The 21,099-nt window shown below is 67.7% G+C and carries 23 protein-coding genes; 13 read left to right on the top strand and 10 right to left on the bottom strand.

Translation table 11 applies throughout. The annotated features are described in order from the left end of the window. Positions 1-168 precede the first annotated feature (168 nt). The 3 genes from EV193_RS13265 to EV193_RS13275 are packed head-to-tail and all read right to left on the bottom strand — an operon-like array spanning position 169 to position 1,878. Positions 169-1,011, bottom strand: coding sequence for a helix-turn-helix domain-containing protein (locus EV193_RS13265; protein WP_130344421.1), 843 nt, complete (start codon positions 1,009-1,011; stop codon positions 169-171). Further along, positions 1,008-1,556: a DUF6879 family protein gene (locus EV193_RS13270; protein ID WP_130344422.1), complete on the bottom strand. Its 549-nt coding sequence runs from the start codon at positions 1,554-1,556 to the stop codon at positions 1,008-1,010. The genes EV193_RS13265 and EV193_RS13270 overlap by 4 nt, the downstream gene beginning before the upstream one ends. Further along, positions 1,537-1,878 (bottom strand): hypothetical protein, encoded by a 342-nt coding sequence (locus EV193_RS13275; RefSeq protein WP_130344423.1) that lies wholly within the window; start codon positions 1,876-1,878, stop codon positions 1,537-1,539. The genes EV193_RS13270 and EV193_RS13275 overlap by 20 nt, the downstream gene beginning before the upstream one ends. 312 nt (positions 1,879-2,190) lie before the next feature. Here EV193_RS13275 and EV193_RS13280 point away from each other — a divergent pair, with 312 nt between their 5' ends. The 4 genes from EV193_RS13280 to EV193_RS13295 all read left to right on the top strand — a co-directional run bounded on the left by EV193_RS13280 (position 2,191) and on the right by EV193_RS13295 (position 6,191). Continuing rightward, the gene (locus tag EV193_RS13280; RefSeq protein ID WP_130344424.1) at positions 2,191-2,673 is read left to right on the top strand and encodes a hypothetical protein; all 483 of its coding nucleotides are present in this window, start codon (positions 2,191-2,193) and stop codon (positions 2,671-2,673) included. A gap of 57 nt (positions 2,674-2,730) precedes the next feature. Further along, positions 2,731-4,101, top strand: a complete 1,371-nt coding sequence (locus tag EV193_RS13285; RefSeq protein WP_130344425.1) for an FAD-binding oxidoreductase — start codon at positions 2,731-2,733, stop codon at positions 4,099-4,101. 168 nt (positions 4,102-4,269) lie between these two features. Next, entirely contained in the window at positions 4,270-5,823 is a 1,554-nt protein-coding gene (locus EV193_RS13290; RefSeq protein WP_130344426.1) for an acetolactate synthase large subunit, read from the top strand. Beyond that, the gene (locus tag EV193_RS13295) at positions 5,820-6,191 is read left to right on the top strand and encodes a VOC family protein (protein ID WP_130344427.1); all 372 of its coding nucleotides are present in this window, start codon (positions 5,820-5,822) and stop codon (positions 6,189-6,191) included. The genes EV193_RS13290 and EV193_RS13295 overlap by 4 nt, the downstream gene beginning before the upstream one ends. On the opposite strand, the gene EV193_RS13300 is transcribed toward EV193_RS13295, so the two are convergent. After that, on the bottom strand, positions 6,188-6,736 hold the full coding sequence (locus tag EV193_RS13300; protein ID WP_130344428.1) for a snapalysin family zinc-dependent metalloprotease: 549 nt from the start codon (positions 6,734-6,736) through the stop codon (positions 6,188-6,190). The two genes, EV193_RS13295 and EV193_RS13300, sit on opposite strands and share 4 nt — an antisense overlap. A 170-nt stretch (positions 6,737-6,906) precedes the next feature. Between EV193_RS13300 and EV193_RS13305 the strand changes: the two genes are divergently transcribed. The 3 genes from EV193_RS13305 to EV193_RS13315 all read left to right on the top strand — a co-directional run bounded on the left by EV193_RS13305 (position 6,907) and on the right by EV193_RS13315 (position 9,297). Continuing rightward, positions 6,907-7,434 (top strand): EXLDI protein, encoded by a 528-nt coding sequence (locus tag EV193_RS13305; protein ID WP_130344429.1) that lies wholly within the window; start codon positions 6,907-6,909, stop codon positions 7,432-7,434. Between the two features lie 136 nt (positions 7,435-7,570). Beyond that, a complete protein-coding gene (locus EV193_RS13310) occupies positions 7,571-8,530 on the top strand; it encodes an ABC transporter ATP-binding protein (RefSeq protein ID WP_130344430.1) in 960 nt (319 codons plus the stop codon). Positions 8,531-8,553: 23 nt separating this feature from the next. Next, on the top strand, positions 8,554-9,297 hold the full coding sequence (locus EV193_RS13315; RefSeq protein WP_242613359.1) for an ABC transporter permease: 744 nt from the start codon (positions 8,554-8,556) through the stop codon (positions 9,295-9,297). Between the two features lie 228 nt (positions 9,298-9,525). Here the strand turns inward: EV193_RS13315 and EV193_RS13320 are convergent, their stop codons facing one another. Genes EV193_RS13320 through EV193_RS13330 form a run of 3 tightly spaced genes read right to left on the bottom strand, consistent with a single transcriptional unit; the run spans position 9,526 to position 11,966 of the window. Continuing rightward, on the bottom strand, positions 9,526-9,744 hold the full coding sequence (locus tag EV193_RS13320; protein WP_130344432.1) for a hypothetical protein: 219 nt from the start codon (positions 9,742-9,744) through the stop codon (positions 9,526-9,528). A gap of 11 nt (positions 9,745-9,755) precedes the next feature. Further along, positions 9,756-10,874 (bottom strand): fatty acid desaturase family protein, encoded by a 1,119-nt coding sequence (locus EV193_RS13325; protein WP_130344433.1) that lies wholly within the window; start codon positions 10,872-10,874, stop codon positions 9,756-9,758. Positions 10,875-10,898: 24 nt separating this feature from the next. Continuing rightward, positions 10,899-11,966 carry a ferredoxin reductase gene (locus EV193_RS13330; RefSeq protein ID WP_130344434.1) on the bottom strand — a complete coding sequence of 356 codons (1,068 nt, stop codon included), beginning with the start codon at positions 11,964-11,966 and terminating at the stop codon, positions 10,899-10,901. Between the two features lie 161 nt (positions 11,967-12,127). Here EV193_RS13330 and EV193_RS13335 point away from each other — a divergent pair, with 161 nt between their 5' ends. From EV193_RS13335 to EV193_RS13350, 4 genes are all read left to right on the top strand, one after another. After that, complete coding sequence (locus EV193_RS13335) at positions 12,128-12,763, top strand: TetR family transcriptional regulator (protein WP_242613360.1); 636 nt, start codon at positions 12,128-12,130, stop codon at positions 12,761-12,763. A gap of 117 nt (positions 12,764-12,880) precedes the next feature. Next, complete coding sequence (locus EV193_RS13340; protein ID WP_278044176.1) at positions 12,881-13,948, top strand: Re/Si-specific NAD(P)(+) transhydrogenase subunit alpha; 1,068 nt, start codon at positions 12,881-12,883, stop codon at positions 13,946-13,948. Continuing rightward, entirely contained in the window at positions 13,949-14,248 is a 300-nt protein-coding gene (locus tag EV193_RS13345) for an NAD(P) transhydrogenase subunit alpha part 2 (protein WP_165401344.1), read from the top strand. After that, entirely contained in the window at positions 14,245-15,630 is a 1,386-nt protein-coding gene (locus EV193_RS13350; protein WP_278044177.1) for an NAD(P)(+) transhydrogenase (Re/Si-specific) subunit beta, read from the top strand. The genes EV193_RS13345 and EV193_RS13350 overlap by 4 nt, the downstream gene beginning before the upstream one ends. Positions 15,631-15,716: 86 nt before the next feature. Here the strand turns inward: EV193_RS13350 and EV193_RS13355 are convergent, their stop codons facing one another. Next, positions 15,717-16,613 carry a LysR family transcriptional regulator gene (locus EV193_RS13355; RefSeq protein WP_130344437.1) on the bottom strand — a complete coding sequence of 299 codons (897 nt, stop codon included), beginning with the start codon at positions 16,611-16,613 and terminating at the stop codon, positions 15,717-15,719. Positions 16,614-16,719: 106 nt separating this feature from the next. Here EV193_RS13355 and EV193_RS13360 point away from each other — a divergent pair, with 106 nt between their 5' ends. Further along, positions 16,720-17,667: a DMT family transporter gene (locus EV193_RS13360; protein ID WP_130344438.1), complete on the top strand. Its 948-nt coding sequence runs from the start codon at positions 16,720-16,722 to the stop codon at positions 17,665-17,667. On the opposite strand, the gene EV193_RS13365 is transcribed toward EV193_RS13360, so the two are convergent. Further along, complete coding sequence (locus EV193_RS13365) at positions 17,589-18,062, bottom strand: hypothetical protein (protein ID WP_130344439.1); 474 nt, start codon at positions 18,060-18,062, stop codon at positions 17,589-17,591. The genes EV193_RS13360 and EV193_RS13365 overlap by 79 nt on opposite strands. Continuing rightward, positions 18,059-20,209, bottom strand: a complete 2,151-nt coding sequence (locus EV193_RS13370) for a polymorphic toxin-type HINT domain-containing protein (protein WP_165401345.1) — start codon at positions 20,207-20,209, stop codon at positions 18,059-18,061. Before EV193_RS13370 ends, EV193_RS13365 begins: the two co-directional genes overlap by 4 nt. A gap of 127 nt (positions 20,210-20,336) precedes the next feature. Between EV193_RS13370 and EV193_RS13375 the strand changes: the two genes are divergently transcribed. Continuing rightward, on the top strand, positions 20,337-21,068 hold the full coding sequence (locus EV193_RS13375) for a class I SAM-dependent methyltransferase (RefSeq protein ID WP_130344441.1): 732 nt from the start codon (positions 20,337-20,339) through the stop codon (positions 21,066-21,068). Positions 21,069-21,099: the final 31 nt, after the last annotated feature.

Here is a 21,099-nt window from a genome sequence, read left to right on the forward strand (position 1 = left end):
TCGAGTGCGTCGAGATCGAGAAAGTGTTCCACGGCTGAGGGGGTGGCCACGCTGTACACGTCCCAGTCTCGGGCCTTGGCGAGGTCGATCATGTGTGCGATGTGGTCGGCGGGTCCGGCGCCACAGATCATGAGGTACAGGTTCACGCGGCTACTCCGGCCATCCGGACTATTCGCTTTCTCGTAGACTATCCAATGCGGCAGAGATGAGTGTGCGCGCTTGTTGTCCGTAGACGGCTTGGTATGCGAGTTCGTCAAAGGCCTTGTGGTAAAGGGCTATTTCTCGTGGCTGTCGGATCGTGAGTTCAGCTGAGATTGACTCGACCTGCACCACATGGCTGTCGAACATGATGAACTGATTGGAAGGCACGCGATAGTGTGTGCCGGGCGGGATAACGCCGAGTGTGACGCGTGGTAGAGACATGACCGCGAGCAGCCGGTCGAGCTGACCGATCATCACGGCTGCATCGCCGACCATCGTGTGCAGCGCTTGATGAGCGAGCACAAAGTGAAACCGGTGATCGCCGTGGTACAGAATCTGTTGGCGTTCCATGCGTGTGGCGACACCGGCGTCGAGGTCGTCGGGAATCTCGTAGAAATCGATCACCCGAGCCATCACTGCGGTAGCGTATTCGGCGGTGTGCAGGAGCCCTGGTACCAGTTGTGGTTCGTACCACCGCATCAACCTGGTTCGCGCTTCCAGCTCAACAGAAGCGCGCTGGCGGCGTTTCGTGCCAGCGCGCAGGGTCCGGCGCCATTCGACATACATGGCCTCGATGTGCCGTGCGGTGGCGATGAGATCGGCCAGGTGATCGTCGGCCTGTGTGTGTTGGCACCAGGTCGCGATGTCGTTCTCGGACGGCGATTGCTTGCCGTATTCGATTTTGGAGATCTTGGAGCTGTGCCACCCGGCGAGCATCGCGAGTTGTCGCCCGCTGAGCCCCGCGTCCTTGCGGAGATCACGCAGGCGGTGGCCGAGTGCTTCCCGTGCTTGGTGGACGGAGTTCGTCACCGCGCGTCTCTCTGTGCCGGGGCATCGCCGCCGACCACATAGTCGCTGTGCGGAATTGCCGCCTTCCACACGTGGTCTCGTATCGTGCGGCAGTGGGACACGATTGTCGGGTCGGTCGTTGCCGCGCCGCCGGCGAATTGTCCGTTGGGTTCGAATACGGTGAAGACGACGAGCTTGTCGTCGAAGAGCCAGTAGTCGTCGGCCGGTAGGTGGTCGCTGGTGATCTGATGTCGGGGCAGCCATCGGATGTCCTCGCCGGCGGCGATGTTGTGTTCGGCGACGGTGAGGCCCCAGCGGGTGTAGTCGCCGTGTGGCACGGTGACCACTCGGACCCGCGTGATGGCTTTGCCGGCGTCCGCGGCTTCGCGAACAAGGTTCAACCAAGGCTGATGCCATGCGAAGTCGTCAGGCCGCCCAGTCAGAAACAATTGGAATGGTTCGAATTCCTCCGGGGTGTCGTAGGAGTCCTGCACTTCGAGGTGGAACGCTTCGTTGTCGAAGCTGCGGAACAGCTCATCGAACGCGTCACCCTGCAGTAGCTGCAACAGTCCCGCTCCCTTCCGTTGGTGCTGGCTTCTTGGTGACCTCGACGCAGGTCTCGTGATCGGGCATCGCGATTTGCTTGAGAACTTGGTGGTCCGTGACCGGCTGTCCCGAGAGCACGAAGCTGCCTCTTCCGGTGTCGCGCAGCGACCCGCCAACGCACGTACCCGGCTCCAGGTGTCCCAACAGCCGCTGCGGGATCTCCACGCAGTCGGTCCGCTCGGAGACCTTCCAGCCTTGCACCACGTAGCTCTGACGATCGGTGGCGAACAACGTCGGCGAGCCTCCGCCTTGGGTCTCTTTGCCGAGAAACGTGAGTCGCATGATCGGTTCTCCCTGACTGTGCGTCAGTTTGCTTCGACGCCATCAGAGTGCTCTGAACAGGTAAGACATGTCAAAGTTCGTCAACCTAACGGGCTAGGTTCAAGCAAATCATAGCAAACTCATGGCTATCTGAACGTGCGTCGTCCTAGCGTCGCCGACATTCGAACTGAAGGTCGGGAGCAGGGAGATGCGGCAGAAGAGCCGGTTGTACTTCATCTGGGTGACGAGCATGCGTGGGCGGGTTGATCATGCGGTCACCGATGAGGAGATGGTGGCCGGCATGGCGGATGTGCGCAACGAGTACGAGGCGTTGTGCGGGGTGCGGTTTGTGCCGGCGCCGATGATTTGTGGGCCGCGTCGGACGTGTCGGGTGTGTGCGGGGCGGGTGTGGTGAAGGGGCACGATGACACGTTGCCGTCGGATGAGTGGCAGTACACGGTCGTGCATTGGCATGTCTATGACGAGTATCGCGGGAATGGTTGTGGGCCAAGCGATCCGGCGTATCGGGCGCGCAGGCGGCCGCGTGCCGCGTTGTTTGATCCGTGGGCGGTGGCGGGGTGGTTGGACAAGGGGATCCGGTTGCATGTGCGGCACCGGGATTTGTACGCGAAGGTCGACGGGGTGTGGATGCCGATCAGTGCGGCTGATCTCGGTGAGGTGCGCAGACTGCACATGTTGACCGCGTCGTGCGGGGAGTCGATTCACACGGATGTGTATTTCAACGGTCTGCATCATGATCTGTTCGCCGATGCGATGACCGCCAAGCAGTGCACACGAGACTGCCGCCAAAGCTGAGCGCTTCTCATGTTCGGTGGTGGGTACTAGGCTCGTGGGGAGTCCTGGAGGTGGCCCATGGTGGACGTCGACATCGCGCTGGCGGAGATCGTCGGCAAGGAACACGTGCTCACCGGCGACGCGATCGGCGAGGATTACACGCACGACGAAGCACTGGGCGCCGAGGGCGTCACCCCCGCCTACGTGATCCGACCGTCCACATCGGACGAAGTGGTCGCGATCGTCAAGCTGGCCAACGAGAACCGCATCCCGCTGACCGCGCGCGGATCGGGGACCGGGCTCTCGGGCGCGGCCGTTCCGCGGGAGAACGGCATCCTGATCTCCTTCGAACGCATGAACTCGATCCTGGAGATCGACACCGAGAACCACGTCGCGATCGTCCAGCCCGGCGTCACGCTGCACGAACTGGAAGCGCGCACCGCCGAGGTCGGCATGGTCTACCCGGTCTACCCGGGCGAGCTGTCCGCGAGCCTCGGCGGCAACGTCGCCACCAATGCCGGCGGCATGCGCGCGATCAAGTACGGCGTCACGCGCCACCACGTGCTCGGGCTGACCGCCGTACTCGGCACCGGCGAGACGATCACCACGGGCGGGCGGTTCGTGAAGGCCAGCACGGGCTACGACCTGACCCAGCTGATCATCGGCTCGGAGGGCACGCTCGCGATCGTCACCGAGGCGATCCTCAAGCTCCAGCCGCGCCTGCCGCTGACCAACACGGTGCTCGCGCCGTTCAGCGATCTGGACGCGGTCACCCGCGCGGTGCCGAAGATCGTCGGCAGCGGGGTCGGCCCGCTCATTCTCGAGTACATCGACGGCATGACGATGGGCGCGATCACTCATACCAACGACCTGCAGCTCGGAATCCCGGACGAGATAAGGGAATCCGCGCAGGCGTACCTGGTGATCATGTTGGAGAACCGGTCCCAGGAGCGGCTGGACGAGGACGTCGAGCAGGTCGGCGCCCAACTCGGCGAGCTGGGTGCGCTGGACGTCTACGTGCTGCCCGGCCCGTCCGCGCGGCGGCTGATCGACGCCCGCGAGAAGGCCTTCTTCACCGCGAAGGCGGCCGGCGCGGACGACATCATCGACACCGTGCTCCCACGCGCCGCGCTGCCCGAGTTCTTCGCCAAGGTCACCGAGATCGCCCAGGCCAACGGCACGTTCGTGGTCGGCTGCGGGCACGCCGGCGACGGCAACGTGCACCTCGCGGTGTTCCAGAAAGACGCCGAGATCCGGTCCCGCGTGCTGCACGGCCTGTTCGCCGCCGGTATGGAGCTGGGCGGCGCGATCTCCGGCGAGCACGGCATCGGCCACGAGAAGAAGGCGCACTTCCTCGAACTGACCGACCCTGTCAAGATCGATCTGATGCGGCGGATCAAGCAGGCGTTCGACCCGAACGACGTGCTCAACCCCGGCGTCTTGTTCTAGCCCGCCTCCCCGGAATTTCCCAGTATTGTCGCGTTTCGAGGAGACGGTCACGATTGGTCTGTCACCGTGATTGGCCGCCGTCACGGCGCCCCTTAGGTGCGGCTGGTAGGAACGCCGGATTTGTAGACAAGACGTTGAAGCGGAGTAGAACCGTTGGGAGACAACAAGATGAACGGCGCACAGTCGCTGATCAGGACGCTGGTGGACTCCGGCGTCGACGTGTGCTTCTCCAACCCCGGTACCTCGGAGATGCACTTCGTCGCCGCGCTCGACGCGGTACCCGAGATGCGCGGCGTGCTGGCGTTGTTCGAGGGCTCGGTGACCGGCGCCGCCGACGGCTATGGGCGGATGGCCGACCGGCCGGCGGCGACGCTGCTGCACCTCGGCCCCGGCATGGCCAACGGCCTGGCGAACCTGCACAACGCGCGGCGTGCGCACACCCCGATCGTGAACGTGATCGGCGACCACGCCACCTACCACAAGGGCTTCGACGCGCCGCTCGAGTCCGATGTGGACGCGCTGTCCGGCTGGACCAAGGGCTGGACCCGCTGGTCCTCCGACCCGGGCGCGGTCGGCCAGGACGCCGCCGACGCGGTGGCCGCCGCGATGAGCCCGCCCGGTCAGATCGCGAACCTGGTGCTGCCGGCGGACGTGTCCTGGGGCGACGGGGGAGTGGCGGTGGCCGGCGCCACCGCGCCCGCACCGTCCACTGTGGACGACCAGGCCGTGAACGCGGTGGCCAAGGTGCTCGGCTCCGGCGAGCCGACGATCGTGCTGCTCGGCCACGGCGCCACCCGCGAGCGCGGCCTGCTCGCGGCCAGCCGGATCGCCCAGGCCACCGGCGCCAAGCTGTTCGCCGAGACGTTCCCCGCGCGGATCGAGCGCGGCGCCGGGCTGCCGCCGATCGAGCGGCTCGGCTACCTCGCCGAGCAGGTGCAGTGGCAGTTCACCGACATCAAGCACCTCGTGCTGGTCGGCGCGAAGGCGCCGGTGTCGTTTTTCGCCTACCCGGGCAAGCCGAGCGGCCTGGTGCCCGAGGGCTGCCAGGTGCACGTGCTCGCCGAACTGGGCTCGGACGTGCCGGGCGCACTGGAGAGCGTGGCCGATCTCGTTGCGGCACAAGAGAAGCCGGTACTCGCCGAGGCGTCACGCCCCGAGCTGCCGGCCGGTGAGCTGACACCGCAGAACTGGGCGCCGGTGATCGGCGCGCTGCTGCCCGAGGGCGCGATCGTGTCCGACGAGGCGAACACCTCGGGCCTGATGATCCCGATGACCACGGCCGGCGCACCGCGCCACGACGTGCTCACGCTGACCGGCGGGGCGATCGGCCAGGGCCTGCCGGTTGCCGTCGGTGCCGCGGTGGCCGCGCCCGACCGTCCGGTGGTGTGCCTGCAGGCCGACGGCAGCGCGATGTACACGATCTCGGCGCTGTGGACCATGGCGCGGGAGAACCTGAACGTCACCACCGTGCTGATCAACAACGGTGCGTACGCGATCCTGCGGATGGAATTGCAGCGTGTCGGCGCGGAGGGGGCCGGCCCGAAGGCCAACGATCTGCTCGACCTGTCCCGCCCGGACCTCGACTTCGTGTCGATCGCTCAGGGCATGGGCGTCGCGGCCAGTCGGGCGACCACGGCGGAGGAACTCGCCGAGCAGTTCTCTCGCGCACTCGCCGAGCCGGGCCCACACCTGATCGAAGCTATGGTTCCCTCGTTGATATGACCGACAAGGTGACCGGCTTGGTGCCGTTCGTGCACGTGGCCGATTTGAAGGCGTCGATCGCGTTCTACGAGATGCTCGGGCTGACGGTCGACGAGACCCACGAGCACAACGGCCGGACGACGTGGGTGTGGCTGTCCAACGGTGACGCGAACCTGATGCTCGCCCTGGCCAGTGATCCGATCGAGCACGAGCGTCAGGGCGTGTTCTTCTACGCCTACACCGACGATCTCGCCGCGCTGCGGGCGCGGCTCGTCGATGCCGGCTGGGAACCGGGGGAGATCCGTGACGGCACCCCCGGCCCCCGCCGGGAACTTCCACTCTGCGATCCGGACCGCTACCAGGTGGTCATCGCCGAGAACGAGAACTAGCCGACCACCACGACGCGCGGGGCGTGGGACGCGGCGCGCAGGTTCTGGTAGTTGCTCTCCACCGCGGCCTTCTCCTGCGCGTCCGGGAACGCGTTCTTGCAGTCCACGCCACCGGTGCTGCCGGACATCAGCTGCGAGCACGGCCCGGGCTTGGTGTCGGGCAGGCCGAGGCTGTGGCCGAACTCGTGGGCCGCGATCCTGGTGATGTCGTGCCCTTCGTCCACGGCCTGCTTGCCCATCCAGATGCGCAGGCTGTCGCCGGGCATAGCCGGTCCGATCTCCGCCCGAGGCCAGCCCGGGTCGGAGATGAAGGTGACGGTGGCCTGTCCGCCGCTGGCCTTCTTGATCTCCACGTTGTCGACGCTGTCGTTCCAGTTCTGGATCGCCTTGGTGATCTCGGCGGTGTACTCCTGCGCCTGGCTGTCGTCGTAGGTAATGGTGATCACGGCCGGGCGCGCTTCGGTGGCGCCCGCAGTCGGCGTCACCGCCACGCCGACCAGCGCGATCAGGCCAATCACCAGTGCGCCAACTGTCCGTCGGAACATGTGCGTACCTCCCTGTATCGAGGGCCTCACCGGAGGTTAGGTAGGTCACGCGATCGGCTGGACCCGCTGATCGTCGGGTATGGGCGTGTTCACCGTTGCCAGCTGCGGCGTTGACGTCTACGTACATGTATACGTATAGTCTCCCACCGAAGGGAGGTTACGATGCCGACGTGCCGAACAAGACGATCTATGTGTCCGACGACGACCTGCCGCTGTATCAGCGGGCGCAGGAGTTGACGGGCGGCAGCCTGTCCGCGGCGATCTCGGCGGCACTGCGGCGCTACCTCGAGATCGAGGAGGGCCGTCAGAGCGGCTTCGAGGAGATCACCGTTCGGGTGGGCCCCGGCAAAGGCCGGAAACAGCGTTTCGCCGGTGTCCTGATCGCCGAACTGGGTCACCAGGTGAAGGGGCGAGTCGAGGAGTTCAAGGTCTACCGGACGCGCAAGGGGCGGTACGCCGTCCACATCGAGCGGTCCGAGGACTGGAGCTGGAAGACCGCCGAAGGCAAGGACATCAGCTGGACGGACTGGCGAGCCGTGCTCGGCATGACACAGCAGAGCTGGGGCTCCACGGCGGGAGAGGCCGTGCTGGAGGTCGTCGACACGCTCGACGAACTGCGCGACCTGGTGCCCGACCAGTTGTACGACATGGTGGCCAAGGCGGCCGAATACCCGGCCGTCGAGGATCTCGACATCTGATTTCTGATCGCACCGATAAGACGCGATAGGCGTTTATCGCGGCGCTGACGCACGCACAAAACACTTCGCTCCGAGCCGCACCTGAGGGTGCTGGTTCCGGTTACCCCTGTCTCGAAACATCGAAGAAAGAGTCGACATGAAAATCCGACCCGCCATCGAGGCGACCGGCCTGCGCAAGTCGTTCGGCGACAAGCTCGTACTCGACGGAATCGATATCGTCGTTCCCGCCGGTTCTATCTACTCGCTGCTCGGCCCGAACGGCGCGGGAAAGACCACAGCCGTGAAGATCATGTCCTCGCTCATTCCCGCCGATTCCGGTGAAGTGTGGATCGACGGGCACGACCTCGCGACCGATCCCAATTTCGTGCGCGCCTCGATCGGCGTCACGGGACAGTTCTCCGCTGTCGACGACATGCTCACCGGCCGGGAGAACCTGCGGCTGATGGCCGAGCTGAACCATCTCGGAAAACGGGAGGGCCGCCGGCGCGCCGAGGATCTGCTGGAGCGATTCGACCTGGCCGAAGCCGCCAAGAAATCGCCGGCGCAGTACTCCGGCGGCATGCGGCGCCGGCTGGATCTGGCCATGACGCTGGTCGGCGACCCGAGGGTGATCTTCCTCGACGAGCCGACCACCGGGCTCGACCCGCGCAGCCGGCGCACCATGTGGGAGATCATCCGTGGCCTCGCAGCGGACGGTGTGACGATCTTCCTCACCACTCAGTACCTCGACGAGGCCGACGAGCTCGCCGACCGGATCGCCGTGCTGGACAACGGAAAGCTGGTCGCCCAGGGCACCGCGGCTCAGCTCAAGCAGCTGATCCCCGGTGGCCATGTCGAGCTGCGGTTCGCCGACACGCTGGCGCTGCGCGCGGCGGCGCGGGTGCTCGACGGCGGGCGGGTGGACGAGGCCGCACTGACCCTGCAGGTGCCCAGCGACGGTGACGTCGCCTCGGTCCGCGCGCTGCTCGACCGCCTGCGGGACGCGAGGGTCGAGAACGCCTCGCTGGCAGTGCACACACCCGACCTCGACGACGTCTTCTTCGCCCTCACCGGCCACCCGACCCTTGACACCCAGCAGGAAAAGGAAACCGTCTGATGTCCACGGCCACCATTCACCCGATGAGTGATTCGCTGACGATGCTGCGCCGGCAGTTGCGGCATTCGGTCCGGAACATGTCGACGTTGTTCAACGCCGTGTTCTTCCCGATCATCATGCTGCTGATGTTCGTCTACATCTTCGGCGGAGCGTTCAACGTCGGCGTCGAGTACGTCCAGTACGTCTTCCCGGGAATTCTCACGATGACGATCGCGTACGGCGTCAGCATGACCGCGATCACCGTCAACAACGACATGACTCAGGGAATCATCGACCGATTCCGCACCATGGCGATCTCTCGTGCCTCGGTGCTCACCGGGCACGCCGGCGGAGCCTTGATCCGGACCCTGGCCGGCGTCACGGTCATCACGCTGGTGGCGTTGCTGATGGGTTTCGAGCCGAACGCCGAATTCGGTGAATGGGTGCTCGCGGTCCTGCTCTCCGCGTTCCTCATTCTCGGGATGGCCTGGATGGTGATCGCGTTCGGGCTGAAGGCGAAGACCGTCGAGGGGGCGAGCTTCGCCGCCTTCCCGCTGCTGTTCCTGCCGTTCATGAGCAGCGCGTTCGCCCCGGCGTCCACCATGCCGGCCGGTATCCGGTGGTTCACCGACAACCAGCCGTTCACGCCGATCATCGAGACCATGCGCGGACTGCTGACCGGCACGCCGATCGGAAACAGCGGACTGGCCGCCGTGCTCTGGTGCACCGGCCTACTGCTGGCCGGGTACGCCTGGGCCCGCCGCGCCTACGCAACGTCGGGCCGCTAAGGACGGTGCCTGTTTGAAGTTGCGTGGGTGGTTCCGTAGGGCACGCCCAGGCGGCGCTCGGTTGATGCGGGACACCCGCGTCCGGGACGTGTGTTGGCGTCCGCTCGAGTATGCCCAATACGAGTCGCTCCCATCACACGACCCGATGTAGCTCAGCTCATCCACCTGGACGCGCCCGGCGGGTCACCTTCCGTGGATGGGGTAGGTGAACCTGCCAAACATGGCTAGCTACTTCTCCGACCGGGGTGCGCGCCGCGCGTCGTCGTCCTCCTGGGACCGGCGCGCGGCGTCGCGCATCTCGAACATGTCGGTGGCCCAGTCACCGACCTCCCTGGCCACGTCGCGCACCGCACCGGTGATGATCGTGGCGATCCGGCCGACGTGCGAGGCGGCGGACTCGGTGAGCACCTGCACGGTGTCCTTGGTGTTCTCCGACTTGCTGACCATGGTGGCTTCCCCTACGCCGCAACGGACTTCAATGGCCTCACGTTACTGGACGGCGGCGTGGTCGGCTTCTTGCGACTCGGCAGCGCCAGCTTGAAGATCTTCGCCGCGACCGAGGTGAGCTGCTTGGTCAGCCCGCCCGTGTTGTACGGCAGCCCGTACTTCTCGCAGATCGCCCGCACCTCGGGCGCGATCTGCGGGTACCGCCGCGCCGGCATGTCGGGGAACAGGTGGTGCTCGATCTGGTGCGAGAGGTTGCCGGCCATGACGTGGAACAGCGAGCCGCCGGTGATGTTGGCCGAGCCGAGCATCTGCCGGTGGTACCACTCGCCCTTGGTCTCGTTCTCCGTCTCCTCCTCGGTGAAGCTCTCCACCCCGGTGGGGAAGTGGCCGCAGAAGATGATGTTGAACGCCCAGATGTTGCGGATCAGGTTCGCCGTGGCGTTGCCCACCAGCGTGGACACGAACATCGGACCGGTGAGCGCGGGGAACAGCACGTAGTCCTTGAGCGCCTGCTTGATTCCCTTGTGCCACATGCGCTTGCGCACACCCTTGTAGTCCGACCACTTGGTCTCGCCCTTGAGCTGGCGGTCGATCTCGAGGTCGTGCGCCCACACGCCCCACTCGAACAGGAGCATCAGCAGGAACGCGTAGACCGGGTTGCCCAGGTAGTACGGCCGCCACTCCTGGTCCTCGTCCATCCGCAGGATGCCGTAGCCGATGTCCCGGTCCTTGCCGAGGATGTTGGTGTACGTGTGGTGGATGTAGTTGTGCGAGTGCCGCCAGTTCTCCGCGGGCGCCGCGGTGTCCCACTCGAACATCTTGGAGTTCAGTGCCGGGTCACGCATCCAGTCGTACTGGCCGTGCATGACGTTGTGCCCGATCTCCATGTTGTCCAGGATCTTGGACACCGACAGCGCCGCGACGCCGGCGATCCAGGCCGGCGGGAAGAAGCCGAGGAACAGCAGCCCGCGTCCGGCCACCTCCAGCCCGCGCTGGGTCTTGATGATGTCGTAGATGTACTTGCGGTCCTGCTCACCGAGGTCGGCCATCACGCGCTGGCGCAGTTCGTCGAGCTCCTTGCCGAGCTGCTCGAACTGTTGCGGCGTAAGGCGGACGGGGGTGTCAGCCATGATCGTCCTCCATTGTGGACTGTGTCAGATTTCGATGGTCACGTCGCCGACCGGAGTGTTGATGCACAACTGGATCTCCTCGTCCTCCTCGGACGAGGTGCTCCCGTTGAGCAGGTTCTGCACGCATCCGGTCTTCTTGATCTGGGTGCAGGAAAAGCAGACGCCCATGCGGCAGCCGTGTTCCGGCGTCAGTCCGGCGGCCTCGGCCTGCTCGAGCAGTGAGGCACCGGTGTTGGTCGCGCTGGTACCGGAGCGTCCGAAGTGGATGGTGCCGCCGGCGGTGCCGACCGCGGCCACCGGTGCCGGCGCGAAGTCCTCGGTGTGCAGTCGTTCGCTCACGCCGGCCTGCTTGTACCGCTGGCGCACGCTCTTCATCAGCCCGGGCGGGCCGCACAGGTACGTCTGCGCCTCGGCGAACCTCGGCGCGACGGCCCGCAGGTGCTTCACCGAGAAGAACCCGTTGAGATCGCCGGTGCCGGGCGCGTCGGTGTAGGCGAACGCGAGCCGGATGTTGGGCCGGCCCTCGGCGAGCCGCTCGATCTCGCGTTTCAGCGGGACGTCGTGCTCGGTGTACGCGTAGTGCAGGAACACGACCTCGCCGGCGTGCCCCTCGTCGACCAGCGTGCGCAGCATGGACAGCACCGGCGTGATCCCGCTGCCGCCGGAGATCAGCACCAGCGGGTCCGACCGGGTGTCCGGCAGCGAGAACGTGCCGTCCGCCGGGGACAACCCGATCACGAGTCCCGGCCGCGCCGCGCGGTGCAGGTATTGCGAGACCAGGCCCTCCGGGTGCGCCTTGATGGTCAGCTCGATCTTGCCGTCGGCCCGGTACTGCGAGCACGACGGCGAGTAGCAGCGGGTGCGCCGCACGCCGTCGATGGTTACCGTCACCTTGACGAATTGGCCGGCCTTGAACCCGCGCCACTGCCGGGTGGGGCGCAGCGTGAGGGTGACCGTGTCCGAGGTGGACCGGTGAACGTCTGTCACCCGAGCGCGGAGTTCGCGCACGGTGAGCATCGGGTTGACCAGTTCGAGGTAGCGGTCGAGGCCGTGCGGCGTCGTCAGAGCTTCCAGCAGCTTCAGTCCGGGCATCCGCGGCGCCCTCCTCGAGTCGAGTCCAATGTAGATTCGGTGTACAGCTGTACACTGACAAGTGCAGCGCGACTCGGGCACGCTGTCAAGCAAGGGAGTCTGTGACGTGGAAAACAGGTGACGGCATGAGCAAAGTGGTGCACGTGCGTACTCTCAACCGCATGTCGTCCGACGTCGAAGGGGCCACCGGCAGCCGGCAGGCGCGTAAGCTGCGCACCCGGCAGGCGCTGCTGGACGGCTCGCTGCGGCTGCTGGCCGACCGGACGTTGGCCAGCCTCAGCCTGCGCGAGGTCGCGCGCGAGGTCGGGATCGTGCCGACGGCGTTCTACCGGCACTTCGCGTCGATGGAAGACCTCGGCGTGGCGCTGGCCGAGGAGTGCATGCGCACGCTGCGGCGCGGGCTGCGCCAGGCGCGCGGGCGGCGCTCCACCAGTGACCTGATCAAGAGCTCGGTGACCACCCTGCTGGAGCAGGTGCGCGCGCACGACGCCCAGTTCCGGTACGTCAGCCGGGAGCGCTACGGCGGCGTGCCGGACGTGCGCAGGGCGATCGCCACCGAGTTGAAGCTGATCTCCAGCGAGTTGGCCACCGACTTCGCGCGGATGCCGGCGCTGACCGCGTTCTCCGCCGACGACCTGCGCATGGCCGCCGATCTGATGGTCGCCGCGATGATGTCGATCGTGCTGGCCCTGCTGGAGGTGGACCCGCATCAGGCGGACGACGAGCGGGAGGTCGTCGAGTCCGCCGAGAAGCAGCTTCGGTTGATCGCTCTGGGAATGGCTGTCTGGCGCTCATAAATCTGTCTCCCTGTTGTTGTTTAGGCCAAGATCTGGACACGGCCGCCGGTCGGTGGAAGACGCGCGGTCACCGCGAGTGGTAGAACACCGGGTGTGAACGACTCTGTTGTCGTCGGAGTGCCAGTCGAATCCGCCGCGGGTGAGCGGCGGGTCGCCATGGTGCCCAAAGTCGTAGAACGCCTGCGCGCCAAGGGTTTGCGGGTCACCGTCGAGCCCGGGGCCGGCGCCGGCGCGCTGATTCCGGACGCCGCCTACGAGAAGGCGGGTGCCACGCTCGGTGAGCCGTGGTCGGCCGACATCGTGGTGAAGGTGGCGCCGCCGACCCCCGAGGAGATCGGCCGGTTGCGGGACGGGGGAGTGCTGATCGGCTTCCTCGCGCCGCTGACCGAGCCGGAGAACGCGTCGCGGCTCGCCGAGGCGGGCGTCACCGCGTTCGCCATGGAGTCGATCCCCCGGATCTCCCGCGCGCAGTCCATGGACGCGCTGTCCTCGCAGGCCAACGTGGCCGGCTACCGGGCGACACTGCTGGCCGCGCAGCACTCCGTGCGCTTCTTCCCGATGCTGACCACCGCGGCCGGAACCGTGCCGCCGGCCAAGGCGCTGGTGCTCGGCGCCGGTGTGGCCGGGCTGCAGGCGCTGGCCACCGCGAAACGGCTCGGCGCGCACTCCACCGGCTACGACGTGCGGCCCGAGGTGGCCGACCAGGTCCGCTCGGTCGGCGCGCAGTGGCTGGATCTGGGCCTGGACGCGACCGGCGAGGGCGGCTACGCCCGTGAGCTGACCGACGAGGAGCGTGCCGAACAGCAGGCACGGCTGACCAAGTCGATCACCGGCTTCGACGTCGTGATCACCACCGCACAAGTGCCGGGACGGCGCGCGCCGACGCTGGTGACCGCCGGCGCCGTGCGCGACATGCGGCCGGGGAGCGTCGTGATCGACCTGGCCGGCGAGTCCGGCGGCAACTGCGAGCTGTCCGTGCCGGGTGAGGTGGTCAACGCCGAAGGGATCACCATCGTCGCCCCGCTGAACCTGCCGTCGGAGATGCCCGAGCACGCCAGCGAGCTGTACGCGCGCAACGTGTCCGCGCTGGTCGAACTGCTGGTGAACGCCGACGGCGCGCTGGCCGTCGACTTCGACGACGAGATCGTGTCCGGTTCGTGCGTCACCCGAAGGGAGGGGGACTGAATGCTGGTGGAGAACCTGGCGATCCTGGTGCTCGCCGGATTCGTCGGCTTCGCGGTGATCTCCAAGGTGCCCAACACGTTGCACACCCCGCTGATGTCCGGCACCAACGCCATCCACGGCATCGTGCTGCTCGGTGGGCTGCTGGTGCTCGGGATCGGCGCGGAGGGTGCGCTGAACAAGATCCTGCTCGTGGTCGCGATCGCGTTCGGCACCATCAACGTGGTCGGCGGATTCCTGGTCACTGACCGGATGCTGGCCATGTTCAAGGAGAAGGACCGTCCCCAGAGGACCGAAACGTGAGCCAGACGGTCGTCCAGAGCCTGTACATCATCGCGTTCGCACTGTTCATCTACGGCCTGATGGGGCTGACCGGCCCGCGCACCGCGGTGCGCGGAAACTGGCTCGCCGCAACGGGTATGGGTGTGGCCGTGATCGCCACCCTGATCACCGAGGGCATGGGCAACTGGTGGCTGATCGTGCTCGGCCTGGCGATCGGCACCGCGGTCGGAGTTCCCGCCGCGCGTAAGGTCAAGATGACCGCGATGCCGCAGATGGTGGCGCTGTTCAACGGCGTCGGCGGCGGTGCGGTCGCGCTGATCGCGTGGGTGGAGTTCCGGCAGGACCACGGTTTCGAGCACGAGCCGGCGTACGTGGCGATCGCGTCGCTGTTCGCCGCGCTGGTCGGGTCGATCTCGTTCTGGGGCTCCAACATCGCGTTCGGCAAGCTCCAGGAACTCCTTCCCGGCCGGCCGATCGGCATCGGCAAGCTGCAGCAGCCGATGAACCTGGCGCTGCTGGTGATCGCGCTCGGGTGCGGTGTGGCGGTCGTCGCGGGTGGACGGTCGGAGTGGCTGATGATCGGCCTGCTGGTCGCGTCCGGCGTGCTCGGCGTGACCGTGGTGCTGCCGATCGGCGGTGCGGACATGCCGGTGGTGATCTCGCTGCTGAACGCGTTCACCGGGCTGTCCGCCGCCGCGATGGGGCTCGCGCTGGACAACACCGCGCTGATCGTCGCCGGCATGATCGTCGGCGCGTCGGGTTCGATCCTGACCAACCTGATGGCCAAGGCGATGAACCGCTCGATTCCGGCGATCGTGGCCGGCGGGTTCGGTGGCACGGCGGTGGCCGGCGCGGTCGACGCGGGCGACCGGACGGTGCGCTCCACGGGTGCCGCGGACGCCGCGATCCAGCTCGCCTACGCCAACCAGGTGATCGTCGTCCCCGGGTACGGCATGGCCGTCGCGCAGGCGCAGCACGCCGTGCGCGAGATGGCGGATCTGTTGCGGGACAAGGGAGTCGAGGTCTACTACGCGATCCACCCGGTGGCCGGCCGGATGCCGGGGCACATGAACGTGCTGCTCGCCGAGGCCGACGTGCCCTACGAGCGGCTGCGCGAGATGGAGGACATCAACGGCGAGTTCGCGCGCACCGACGTGGCGCTGGTGATCGGTGCCAACGACGTGACCAACCCGGCGGCGGACACCGACCCCGGCTCGCCGATCTACGGCATGCCGATCCTGAAGGTGAACCAGGCGCGCTCGGTGATCGTGCTCAAGCGGTCGATGAACCCGGGCTTCGCCGGCGTGGACAACGCGCTGTACTACGACGCGCGCACCACCATGCTGTTCGGCGACGCCAAGTCCTCCGTCGGCGAGATCACGGAGGACCTCAAAGCGCTGTGACACCCGGCTCCGTCGCCCCCGGTTTGTAGGTCTTCAAGACCGGCAAACCGGGGGCGGTGTGGTCTTCAAGACCGGCAAACCCGGCGTCAGGCCACTGCGGCGGCGCGGAGTTCGGCGAGCAGGGTGCGCACGGCGGGGCGTTCGAGTGCCGATTCGCGCACGGCGGCGTGGATCACGCGCACCGGCTCGGGGTTGCGCAGCCGGCGCACGACGACCTTGGGATTGCGGTTGCCCAGCGCGAGTACCGGGATCACGGTCACGCCGAGGCCGGCGGCGACGAACCCCTGCGCGGTCTGATAGTCCTCCGACTCGACCACCATGGTCGGCGAGAACCCGGCCGCGGCGCACGCCTCCACGAGCACGTGCAGGCACGGCCCCGGCGGCCACTCGTTGCCGATCCACGGCTCGTCCGCGAGATCGGCGAGGTCGACGATTCGCTTGCGGGACAACGGATGCCCGACCGGAACCACCGCGCGGTACGGGTCGTCGAGCAGGTGCACCAGCCGCACACCCCGAGGCGGCGGCTCCGGGCGCGGGAACACCACGATCGCCACGTCCGCCTCGCCGGAGGCGACCAGCGGCAGCGGATCGTCCGGCTCGACCAGCTTCAAGTCCAGGTGCAGATCCGGCTGCGCGCGCCGCAGCGCCGCGACCGCGGGCGGCACCAGCGACGCGCCGGCGGTGGCGAAGTAGCGCACCGACAGCCGCCCGCCACGGCTCTGTTTCAGCTCGGTGAGCGCCGCCTCCGCCTCCGCGACCTGACGGCCGAGGATCTCCGCGTGCTCGGCGAGCAGCGTGCCGGCCGGCGTCGGGCGGACACCGCGACCGACCCGCTCCAGCACGGCGGCGCCGGCCTCCCGTTCCAAAGTGGACAGTTGCTGACTGATCGCGGACGGGGTGTAGCCGAGGTTGCGGGCGGCGGCCGAGATCGACCCGCTGCTGACCACGGCACGCAGCACCTGGAGCCGCCGGACGTCCAACATGCGATCAACCTTACAGGTTTGCTAACAGGTGCACTCAGAATTAGTCGCTTGTCCTAACGGTTCGCCGCGGTGAGACTGGACGCCGGGCGCGACGGGAGGAGTGCGGGTGGGCGAGGCGAGAACGCTGTTGCGGATGGGTGCGCTCGCGCTGATGTGGGGATCCAGCTTCTTGTGGATCAAGCTCGGGCTGGAGGCGCTCTCGCCGGTGCAGCTCGTGTTCGGGCGGTTGTTGCTCGGCTCGCTCGTGCTGACCGTCCTGGTGTTCGCCTACCGCGACCGGTTCCCGCGCGGCCGGCGGATCTGGCTGCTGCTCGCCGGTGCGGCGCTGTTCCACAACGCGATGCCGTTCCTGCTGTTCGCGATCGGCGAGCAGACCGTCGACTCCGGTGTCACCGGTGTGATCAACTCGACGTCCGCGCTGTGGGCGCTGCTGGTCGCCTGGCTGTGGCGCACCGAGAAGCCGACCACCATGCGCACGATAGGCTTCTTCGTCGGGCTCGCCGGCACGCTGCTGATCTTCGCGCCGTGGCAGGCGTCCGGGCTGATCTCCTGGGGCGCGTTCGCGTTGCTGATGGCCTCGATCAGCTACGGCGTGGTGTTCGTCTACGAGGGCAAGTACCTGTCCGCCACGGGCACCTCGCCGGTGGTGCTGTCGGCGGGTCAGATGATCCTCGCGACCGGGATGATCACGCTGGTCATGCCGTTCGGCGGCACGGCACCGGTGCACCTGGACTGGACCGCGGCCATCGCGGTGATCGTGCTCGGCGTGTTCTCCAGCGGGTTCGCGTTCGTGCTGAGCTACCGCCTGCTCGCCGACGAGGGCGCGGTTGCCGCCTCGACCGTCGGCTATCTGCTGCCCGTCGTGTCCGTGCTGCTCGGCACGGTCTTCCTGAACGAGGCGCTGAACGTGCGAGTGATCATCGGCATGGCGATCGTGCTCGCCGGGGTCGCGCTGACCAGGGTCACGCCGCCGCGTCAGACGCCCACATCGCCCCCGGAGAGGATCACCACCGGCGTGCCGGTCGAGTCGGCCCAGCCGTCCGCCGGCCACTGACCCTCGCGCTCGGTGAACAACCAGACCGTCGCGGCGCTGAGCTGATCGTCGTTCACGGTCATGATCGCGCGGAACGGTCGGCCGGGATCGGCCAGTAGCGCCGCCCGCAGCGCGCGCACGGCCACCGCGTACGCGCGCAGGAACGCGGTCTCGCGCCACGAGTCGGCCGGCAGGTCGTCCACGTCCACCCGGATCTTGTTGAACTCCCACTCGATCGCGGTCGCGTCGAAGTAGCGGCCGGCGTTGGCCGGGTCGTACTGGGTCGGCGTGCACAGCAGCACGTCCGGCTCCAGTACCCGCCAGGCACGCCGCACCCGCTCCTCGAGGCGCTCGGGGAGCGGGATGGCGGCGTCCACGTGGTCCAGATAGCGCGCCGCGGGCCGGCTGGCGATCATGGTTTCTTCTCGCAGAGGTACTGCTCGAGCGCCTTGCGGATACCCGCCTGCGCCTTCTGGTCGATGTCCTTCTGGATCTTATTCGGCAGCGGGATGCCGTCGGCGGTGAAGAACTTGCCCGTCGCGGAGTCGTACTCGTAGCGGGTGGCGCCGGTGACGTTGTCCAGCTGCACGTGCAGGCTGCCCGGACGTTCGCCGGGTGCCCCGTTCTCCACGTCGATCCGCCAGGCGCGCTTGCCGACCTGACCGCTGGCCACGGTGATCGACTTGTCCAGCTTCACGCCGCACGCGCCGCGCATCGTGGTCGTCGTGGTCGGCGTGCCGCTGGGTTTCACCGACGTCGTGCTGGTGGGTGTCTTGCACTTCTTCGGCCTCGGCGCCGAGTCGTTGTGTACCAGGACCGGCGTGTCACCGGCGAGCACGAAGTAGGTGTGCAACCCGTCGACCGTGAGGTTGTGCACCCGGGTGTCCAGCGCGCGCGTGCGCACCGCGGTGATCTGCGTCCAGGTGCCCGACGAGGTGCGCAAGGCGCTGCCCGGCCGCAGGTCGGCGGCGGTCACCCAGGCGCGGGCGCCGGGCAGCCAGAACGGGTGGTTGTCGGTCGCGGAGATTGTGCTGTCGCCGATCCGCAGGTCCACGATCTTCTTGGCGCCCGCGCCGGTGATCGTGTCGGTGACCGGATGCGGCCCCTGCCGACCGGTCGCCGGATCGGCCGCGAGCACCTGGTCGCCGACGCGCACGGCCTCGATGGCCTTCGCGCCGCCGTCGCCCATCAGCACCCGGGTGCCGGGCAGGAAGCTGTTCGGCCCGCAGCCGTCGCGCTGGTCGCGGTCCAGCTTGTCGATGATCTGCTGCACGTTGACCTGCGCGGTGGCGACGATGTCGGCCATGCCGGTGGTCATGATCGTGTACGGCACCGGCCGGCCGCCGGACGCCGCGGACTGCGCCTGGGCGGCCGCCCGCTTCTGCGCCTCGACCGCGGTGAACACGCCGCCGGCGCCCGGGTTGAAGCAACTGATCTGACCGCCGCTGTTGGGCGCCATGACGGCCGAGCCGACGCAACTGCCGGCCGGGCGGCCGTCGATCTGCACGGTCGCGGTCATGGTGGCGGCGACCTGGCCGCCGGAGATCGTGCCCTTCGCGGTGACCGTGTTGTTCACGGTCGCGGTGACCCCGCAGCCGCCCCCGCCGCAGTTGACGGTCGCCGAACCCTGGAGGTCGAACTGGATGCTGGTGTCGACGGCGTTGGCCAACTGCCGCGCCTCGGTGCGCAGCTCGTCGTAGGTCGCGTCGAGTTCGGGGCCTTCGAGACCGGTGAGGTCGGTCTCGCCTGGTGAGGCTTGCTGGGCGGCGAGCCACTCCGGTTCGTTCGGCGTCTCGGACGTGGGCGTCGGCCGGCCGGGAATGCTGGGCATGCCGGGGATTTGCGGCATGCCGGGCACCTGCGGCATTCCCGGTGGCAGTTCGGCGGTCTTGGTGAAGCGGAGAACCCGGTGCGGCTCGTCCTTGGTGATGTCCAGCCGGCCCTCGGCGGTGGTCACCGTCAGCGCGGGCTTGCCGTCCACGGTCGTGCCGGGGGCGTCGGCGCGCGGGAACTTGTCGTCGCCTGTGTCGTCCAGTGCCGCCTTGAAGTCACCGGCCAGCGCGCTCGGCGACAGCACCTGTTCGAGCATCGGGCCGAACAGCGCGTCCTCGCCGGTGATCCACTTGCCCTCGATGGCCGTGGGCTCGACCGAGCGTCCGGCGCCGGGAGGCAGGAAACCCTTGGGCGGCTTGATGAACAGCCTGCCGTCGACGGTCATCACGCCGAACTTCTGGTTGAGCAGGCTCATCGTGCCGATGCCGTAGCCCGAGTCGGTCATCTTCATGTCGAACCGGTCGTTGCGGAACCGGACGGCGGGCGTGGCGGCCAGCTCGCTCAGCGCCTGGTCGAACGCGGTGCGATCGGCCCGCTTCGGGTCCTGCTCCTGTTGCGGCGACGGCCAGGTCAGCCAGGTGACCAGACCGGCGGCGAGTGCGAGAACCACGGCGGCGGCGATGCCGAGAACGAGACGTCCACGCCGCCGTGGCGGGGGCGGCGGCGATGCCCAGTAGTGCCCGCCGGTCATCTGGTTCGGCCAGGGCGGTTGGTTGTTCGGCGCCGTCATCACAGTTCCCCTCTGCCCGCGGGCCGCACCACCCTCGGGGCTGATCGACGATTCGACGCATTGGTGAACGGGTCCGTTCCCTGGTAAGTATCGACAACGATTTCCAGTAACGTGTAGGCTCGTCCACATGTCGGATGCCGGCTACCAGGTGAACGCCCAGTACTACGATCTGATCTTCCCGTCGTCGATCCACGACACACTGGCCGCCGGCCTGCGGGCGCTGCTGCCCGGCGCGCGCACGATCGTGGAGATCGGCCCGGGCACCGGACGGTTCACCCAGGAGATCCTGGCGCTGCTGCCCGACGGCGGCGAGCTGTTCGCCGTCGAGCCGTCGCCGGCCATGCGCGCGGCGCTGGCCACCCGGCTCACCGGGCTGCCGAAGGCCGCCGACGTGGTGACCGTGCTGCCCGAGGACGGGCTGACCGCGCGGGTCGGCGCACCGGTGGACGCCGTGGTCGTGCTGAACGTGCTCACCCACCTCGGCCCGGACGAACGGGCCCGGCTGTGGCGGCACTGGGCCGGCATGCTGACCCCGAGCGGGCTGGTGATCGCGGACGCGCAGTTCATCCAGGAGCCGGTCGACGTCCCGCCGACGGTGGCCGAGGGCAGGCGGCTCGGGCGGCGGTACTACGACACCGTGATGCGTGCGAGAGTCCTTGACACGCAACGGGTTCTGTGGGCGATGACCTACCGCACGCACGAGGGCGGCGAGATCGTCCGCGAGGAGACCGCCGAGTTCGACTCGTACGTGATGTCCGACGACCGGCTCGACGCGGAGCTGGCCGACGCCGGATTCACGGCGGTACCGGACCGCCCGGACGGAGTACTCGCCTGGCGGCTGGCTACGCCGACTCAGTGACGACGGTTGTCATATACCCGCATAGCCGATA

The organism is Herbihabitans rhizosphaerae, assembly GCF_004216555.1.
Taxonomy (GTDB): Bacteria; Actinomycetota; Actinomycetes; order Mycobacteriales; family Pseudonocardiaceae; genus Herbihabitans; species Herbihabitans rhizosphaerae.

Coding starts and splice junctions, on each gene's coding strand:
- EV193_RS13275 (WP_130344423.1), bottom strand. CDS start 1,878: ATGCGACTCACGTTTCTCGGCAAAGAGACCCAAGGCGGAGGCTCGCCG.
- EV193_RS13285 (WP_130344425.1), top strand. CDS start 2,731: ATGGTGGACGTCGACATCGCGCTGGCGGAGATCGTCGGCAAGGAACAC.
- EV193_RS13290 (WP_130344426.1), top strand. CDS start 4,270: ATGAACGGCGCACAGTCGCTGATCAGGACGCTGGTGGACTCCGGCGTC.
- EV193_RS13295 (WP_130344427.1), top strand. CDS start 5,820: ATGACCGACAAGGTGACCGGCTTGGTGCCGTTCGTGCACGTGGCCGAT.
- EV193_RS13300 (WP_130344428.1), bottom strand. CDS start 6,736: ATGTTCCGACGGACAGTTGGCGCACTGGTGATTGGCCTGATCGCGCTG.
- EV193_RS13310 (WP_130344430.1), top strand. CDS start 7,571: ATGAAAATCCGACCCGCCATCGAGGCGACCGGCCTGCGCAAGTCGTTC.
- EV193_RS13315 (WP_242613359.1), top strand. CDS start 8,554: ATGAGTGATTCGCTGACGATGCTGCGCCGGCAGTTGCGGCATTCGGTC.
- EV193_RS13320 (WP_130344432.1), bottom strand. CDS start 9,744: ATGGTCAGCAAGTCGGAGAACACCAAGGACACCGTGCAGGTGCTCACC.
- EV193_RS13325 (WP_130344433.1), bottom strand. CDS start 10,874: ATGGCTGACACCCCCGTCCGCCTTACGCCGCAACAGTTCGAGCAGCTC.
- EV193_RS13330 (WP_130344434.1), bottom strand. CDS start 11,966: ATGCCCGGACTGAAGCTGCTGGAAGCTCTGACGACGCCGCACGGCCTC.
- EV193_RS13335 (WP_242613360.1), top strand. CDS start 12,128: ATGTCGTCCGACGTCGAAGGGGCCACCGGCAGCCGGCAGGCGCGTAAG.
- EV193_RS13345 (WP_165401344.1), top strand. CDS start 13,949: ATGCTGGTGGAGAACCTGGCGATCCTGGTGCTCGCCGGATTCGTCGGC.
- EV193_RS13355 (WP_130344437.1), bottom strand. CDS start 16,613: ATGTTGGACGTCCGGCGGCTCCAGGTGCTGCGTGCCGTGGTCAGCAGC.
- EV193_RS13365 (WP_130344439.1), bottom strand. CDS start 18,062: ATGATCGCCAGCCGGCCCGCGGCGCGCTATCTGGACCACGTGGACGCC.
- EV193_RS13370 (WP_165401345.1), bottom strand. CDS start 20,209: ATGACGGCGCCGAACAACCAACCGCCCTGGCCGAACCAGATGACCGGC.
- EV193_RS13375 (WP_130344441.1), top strand. CDS start 20,337: ATGTCGGATGCCGGCTACCAGGTGAACGCCCAGTACTACGATCTGATC.